The 5,497-nt window shown below is 37.0% G+C and carries 6 protein-coding genes; 5 read left to right on the top strand and 1 reads right to left on the bottom strand.

The window, feature by feature from the left end; genetic code table 11:
• The first annotated feature begins 15 nt into the window (after positions 1–15).
• From COU51_01695 to COU51_01715, 5 genes are read left to right on the top strand one after another with little or no spacing between them, the layout of a single operon-like run.
• Complete coding sequence (locus COU51_01695) at positions 16–2,070, top strand: hypothetical protein (protein ID PIR66839.1); 2,055 nt, start codon at positions 16–18, stop codon at positions 2,068–2,070.
• 6 nt (positions 2,071–2,076) lie between these two features.
• Entirely contained in the window at positions 2,077–2,328 is a 252-nt protein-coding gene (locus COU51_01700; GenBank protein ID PIR66840.1) for a hypothetical protein, read from the top strand.
• 32 nt (positions 2,329–2,360) lie between these two features.
• On the top strand, positions 2,361–2,909 hold the full coding sequence (locus COU51_01705) for a hypothetical protein (protein PIR66841.1): 549 nt from the start codon (positions 2,361–2,363) through the stop codon (positions 2,907–2,909).
• A 24-nt stretch (positions 2,910–2,933) separates the two neighbouring features.
• A complete protein-coding gene (locus tag COU51_01710) occupies positions 2,934–4,838 on the top strand; it encodes a hypothetical protein (GenBank protein PIR66842.1) in 1,905 nt (634 codons plus the stop codon).
• 9 nt (positions 4,839–4,847) lie between these two features.
• Positions 4,848–5,267 carry a hypothetical protein gene (locus COU51_01715; protein ID PIR66843.1) on the top strand — a complete coding sequence of 140 codons (420 nt, stop codon included), beginning with the start codon at positions 4,848–4,850 and terminating at the stop codon, positions 5,265–5,267.
• A gap of 13 nt (positions 5,268–5,280) precedes the next feature.
• Here COU51_01715 and COU51_01720 read toward each other — a convergent pair.
• The coding region (locus COU51_01720) for a Holliday junction branch migration DNA helicase RuvB (protein PIR66844.1) at positions 5,281–5,497 on the bottom strand (217 nt) is incomplete at its 5' end.

Below are 5,497 nucleotides of genomic sequence, written 5' to 3' on the forward strand. Positions count from 1 at the left end.
ATAAAAGCTTTCTAAATGTTTTATAAAATTAATAATAGAAAGCCTATGACAGGCGCAGTTTGGACAATTGGCGCCTTCCAAAAGGAAAAAGAGGCGAGGAATTTTAGGGGCACACTTTTAGGTATTGTAGTGTCTTTTTTTGTTTTAGTAATGTTTGCTTTTTTGCTAAATATAGCGGAGAATTATTATTCTTTAGAAAATGAAGCTTCAGCAAAAGAAGTGAGTGGTGGTCAGACTAATGCTATTTCTGGTACTACTGAAGGCACTATTAGCTGGCATCGGATTTTTGGTATAAAAACAGCGCATGCGGCAACTTATGCACGTAGCGATTATAAAGCTACCTTAATTTTACGTTCTTCGCCTAATTTGGAGCTTTTACCCGGTGAGGAAATTTTATATAAAGTAGGGTTTAAAAATACAGGGATTGCGCCTTGGTACAATACCGGCGCAAATTTTGTGTCAATTTATACTTCTGGACCAAAATATAGACAGTCTAGCTTTCAAGGATCCGGATGGTACAAGAATATTCAACCGGTAAAATTGGCTCAGTCTTCGGTTTTGCCCGGTACCCTTGGTTTTATAGAATTTAAGCTTAAGGCGCCAACTAAAGAAGGAAACTATATTGAAACTTTTTATTTGGCGGCAGAAGATAAGGCGTGGATAGAGGGAGGAGAATTTTTAATTCCAATTACAGTCGTAAAGTCAAAAAGTCAACCAGCAGTACAAGCTACCTCTCCGGTTGCAGCTGGCGAGGTATTAGTTCCAATCACCAGTTCTAATTTTCAAGCAAGCTTGCTTTTAAAAAGTCATAATGAAATACAAGCCAAGACAGGCGAGCTGATATCTTTGCGTTTTGGATATAAAAATACAGGAAAAACTGGTTGGGATATAAAAGGATTAATTGTTCCGCAAGACGATTTGCTTTCTGACGGCAATTCAATTTTTTATAATCCAACCTGGACTAGCGGGCATCAGCCGGCTGTGATTGGCACAAGCCGGACAGAACCGGGTCAGCTGGCATTTATTGATTTTAAACTTCAGGCTCCAGAGCAATCTGGACAGTACACCGCAAAATTTAAACTTGTTGCCAACTATGACAAAGAAGTAGAAGGCGGATATGTGGAAATTCCGATTTATGTAACTGATGAATCGGCAACCACTGACACATCTGGAAGGATTGTGAATCAAATAAACATGCAAGAGCCGGAGATTCAAATTGGTTTGGATTTTATTACAACAGATGGCGAAACATTTGAACTGACGGCAGATAAAAATTTTATTTTACGAGATGGTTCTGGTGCTACGTTAGGTAATTTTTCTGCCAACGAACCAGTAACTGTTTCTTATAATTTTTCCAGTAAAATTTTTAAAATAATGAATGCGCGTATAAATTTTAGCGCTTCTGGCGAATTGCGTTTTGCAGGGCTTCAGGATGATACGGTTTTTACGGTGCTTTCTATGTCACGACCGACGGATTATGGTTGGAATGATAACAAATATCGCGACGGTATTATTCTTCGCCAAGCGCAAAATACCGGTCGGCTTTGGATTATAAATAATTTACCATTGGAGCATTATTTATGGGGGATTGCCGAAACCAGTAATCTTTCGGATTTGGATTATATAAAATCAATTATTGTTGCTTCTCGTACTTATGCGCTTTATCATTATGAGCGCAATACAAAATATAGCGGATATTTTCATATGCGGGCAACAACTGCCGACCAGCTTTATCGCGGTTATAATAGCGAAGTTCGTCGTCCGCGCGTAAAGCAGGCAGCGCAAGAAACTGCCGGTCAGGTTATTACATATGGAGGCGACATTGTCGTTACTCCGTATTTTGGACATTCTGACGGTCGGACACGTTCTTGGCAGGAAGTTTGGGGTGGAAGCGGATATCCGTGGCTTGTTTCTGTATCTGTTCCGTCAGATGCAGGGCAGACTCTTTGGGGACATGGGGTCGGAATGAGCGCTCTTGGCGCATACCACAATGCTGAAACCAACGGATGGGACCATGTGAAAATTTTAAAATATTATTATACAGGGATAGATGTTACTAAGGTGTATTAATTTTTTATGATAAGTTTTCCATTATCGGTATTATTAATTCCATATGCGGTTATTGTCGCGGTGATTTTATTTTTTGTTTTTATAAATATAAAGAATTTAGCGCGATACAGGGCAGAAGACGTTATTTCTTTTGGCGCGCTTTTGATTTTTTTAATTGGATTTGCAATTCTTGGATATTTTTCTTGTCAATATCTTTCATCGATTAACTGGACAGAACAAATTTCAATGACTTTGCCGAGCATAAAAGTAGGGCTTTAAATAATTTTTAATTTGGAAATTAAAAATTTATCATGGGTATCATTCATCTAAAAAAACTTATTAGCCAAAAAGGCTATGAAAAAATAAAAAAAGTTGTCCGCCGGGATAAGATTGTTTTAGTTATCCAGTTATTTTATTTTATGTTTTTATTTTTGGCTCCAGTCGTTTTATATTTTTTATTTAAAAATTATTTGCCGATAATTTGGGCACATAATATTTGGCATCCCGCGCTTTTACTCGGTATATCGATTTATTATTCTGCGGTTTGGGTATTTCTTTTTGCCGCATTTTTGGATTATTATTTGGATACATGGATAATTACAAATGACAGGCTTTTGAATATTGAACAGGAAGGCGTTTTTGCCCGCACGATTTCCGAGCTTGATCTATACCGTATTCAAGATGCCACTTCAGAAATAAAAGGAATTTTGCCTTCGCTTTTTGGTTATGGCAATGTATATATTCAGACAGCCGGAGAAAAAGCCCGTTTTATTTTAGAACAAGTTCCTAATCCGCACGAACTTCGGAAAAAAATAATGGATTTAGCGGAAGAGGATAGAAAATTTCATAAAAATCAATAAATAAAAAAATTAAATTATAAAAATATGGAAAAAGCATCATTAAAATCAAAAGAAGAGTTATCTAAAGAAAAGACGAAAATTTTACAGGAAGTTGTTGATAATGAAAAAAGAAAAAAGAACAAAGAACGTGTAAATATTTTACGCGTGGCTTTGGATGAAGAACCAGAAGAGAGGGTAATAGAGCTTGAGGCTGAAGAGCCAAAAAAAGGCGATGTTATGCCGGAAGAATTGAAAGAAAAATTGAAAACGTCGGAAGAGAATGCTATGGAAGCGGAAGCAGTTGCTGAAGAAAAGATTAATAAATATCAAAAAGAAGGTGAGAAGCGCGCAGTGAAATTGCAAAAAGCGGCTGAAAGCGCAAAAATGCTTGAACCAAAGCTCAAAAAAATGCGTGAAGAAATTTTATTTGGAAAAAAAGGGGAAGCCGGAACTGTTGCGGAAATCAAAAAAAATCTAGAGGCCTCTGAAGCCGAGTGGGACAGGATTGGAGAAGATTTGGATTGGCGAGCAAGAGAAGAAGAAGCTAGGCAGATTTTAGGTGAGGATGGAATAAGGGCAATAGAACGATTACAATCGGAAGAAGAAAAGAAAGAAACAGAAAAAAACGAAGCGGATTTTGAAAATATTCCTTATGTGAAAAGAAAAGCGACAAAAGAACGCTTGGCTGGAAAAATGAAAAAAGTCGGGGAAGATTATGAAAAAGAAGAAAGAGAAAAAAAAGAAGAAAAACAAAAAGAAGAGTTTGAAAAAATATTAGAAGGAAAAGTAAAAGAAGCGCAAGAACCGAAAGAAGAGGACTTGAGCGATTTATTTAAAAAGGATTCAGTAGAAGAGGGATTTGAATTGACAAAAAAGAAAACCTCTGAAGCTGAAGCAAAAAAAGAAAAGTTATCTTTGACCGAGCTTGATGATAGAGTGAATGAACTTTGGAAAGTAATGGACGCGATTTTGCAGGACGCGGCCGCTTATAAGCCGACAAAAACAGAAAGAAAGGCAATGGGAAGATGGGCAAAAAAAGGTGGCAGTGTAGAGGATTGGCCATTGGATGATGTTGTAACTGCAGAAAATTATAAAGAGCGATTGAAAAAATACGGTATTGCTGATTTTATTGACCCTTCTGCTATTGAACCGCATAATGATGCCTATGCGGTTGTTTCTAAACAATATAAAAAATATCGCGAGGAGTTAGAAAAAAGAGTGCGCCACGCAAAACTTCGCCAGTTGGAGCAATTGGAAGAAGGGGAGGAATCTTCTCGTCCTGTTATTGCGAAAAGTGAAACAGAGCGTAGAACCTCTCCTGTCATTGCGAGGAGTGAAGCAAGGCGTAACGACGAAGCAATCTCATCAAAAGAAGAACAAATTGACGTAACTGACGATACGATCGAAGAAGAAGTTTCGTTTGAAGAAGAAACAAAAAAAGAACAGCCCAACTCCGAGGTCTATAAAAACGAGGCCATGGCTATTGCTCAAAGGATTAGTTTGAGATGGGTACAGTTAAAGGAAAAAGTTGAGGATAACCCAAGTATATTAACCCTTAATGCAACATTCGAAAAAATCTATGAAATGACTCAACCCCCTGTAACTGGTATTCAGCGGTATTTTGAAAGTAACGTAAAATTCATAGAAGAACAAGCTGGCGATAATGAAGATGCTAAAAGCAGAATGATGCATCGCCTCAAAGAAGACATGGAAAGAATTGAAGAAAAGGTTAACAATATAATTGATGAGGAAAAATTTAAAGAATCGGAATTTGAAAAATCGGGAGAAGAAGAAACAATTAAAGAAAAAGAGCAAAAGACAATTAAAAAAGGACAAAAGAAATTGAATAAAGATTTGGAAAAAAAAGAAAACACCCAGACAGCAGTAATAAAAAAACCAAAAAAGAAAAAAGGAGTGTTTGGATGGTTTTCGTCTTTATTTAAGAAATGATAAAAATCTATGAAAAAATTTTCGCAGGAAAAAAATATTGAAAAAGGGCCAAGCAGTACAGAACTATGGGATGAAGTTTTAAGTTTGTTTGGGACGGATGAAGCTAAAGAAAAATTTATTGATTTATGTAGGCGTTATTATAGTTTTTTGGTAAAGGCCAAGGCGATGGCGGGTATGGGCGAGCAATCTGTGCAAGTTTCAGAGACAAGTCGAGCTAATATTCATAATAAAATTATGACAACGGTTTATAGCTTAATGACTCAGACCAAGCTTTCGCCGGAAAGAAAGAAAAAATTAAATACACTGTCTAATAGAAGAAAAGTAGCGGAAATGATAGACGATGTTTTTGGTCCGCAAAGTCCGGCGGAAAAAGAAAAAACGTCAAAAATGACGCAAATGGGAAGATTTAGAAAAGGTGATTTTGATTAATAAATATATAAATTTATATTAAACTAATCTTTAAGTGTTCGTAGGCGGCGTTGGTTGCCAGACGACCGCGGGGAGTACGGTTTAGGAGCCCTAATTGCAATAAAAACGGTTCGTGAACTTCTTCTATTGTCGCAAGCTCTTCACGAGTGGCGGCGGCTAGAGTTTTTAGTCCAACTGGTCCGCCATTAAATTTCAGGATAATAGTGCGCAATATTTCTCGGTCAGTATTA

This window comes from Parcubacteria group bacterium CG10_big_fil_rev_8_21_14_0_10_36_14, from assembly GCA_002772895.1.
Classification (GTDB): Bacteria; Patescibacteriota; Patescibacteriia.

Coding starts and splice junctions, on each gene's coding strand:
- COU51_01695 (PIR66839.1), top strand. CDS start 16: ATGTTTTATAAAATTAATAATAGAAAGCCTATGACAGGCGCAGTTTGG.
- COU51_01700 (PIR66840.1), top strand. CDS start 2,077: ATGATAAGTTTTCCATTATCGGTATTATTAATTCCATATGCGGTTATT.
- COU51_01705 (PIR66841.1), top strand. CDS start 2,361: ATGGGTATCATTCATCTAAAAAAACTTATTAGCCAAAAAGGCTATGAA.
- COU51_01710 (PIR66842.1), top strand. CDS start 2,934: ATGGAAAAAGCATCATTAAAATCAAAAGAAGAGTTATCTAAAGAAAAG.
- COU51_01715 (PIR66843.1), top strand. CDS start 4,848: ATGAAAAAATTTTCGCAGGAAAAAAATATTGAAAAAGGGCCAAGCAGT.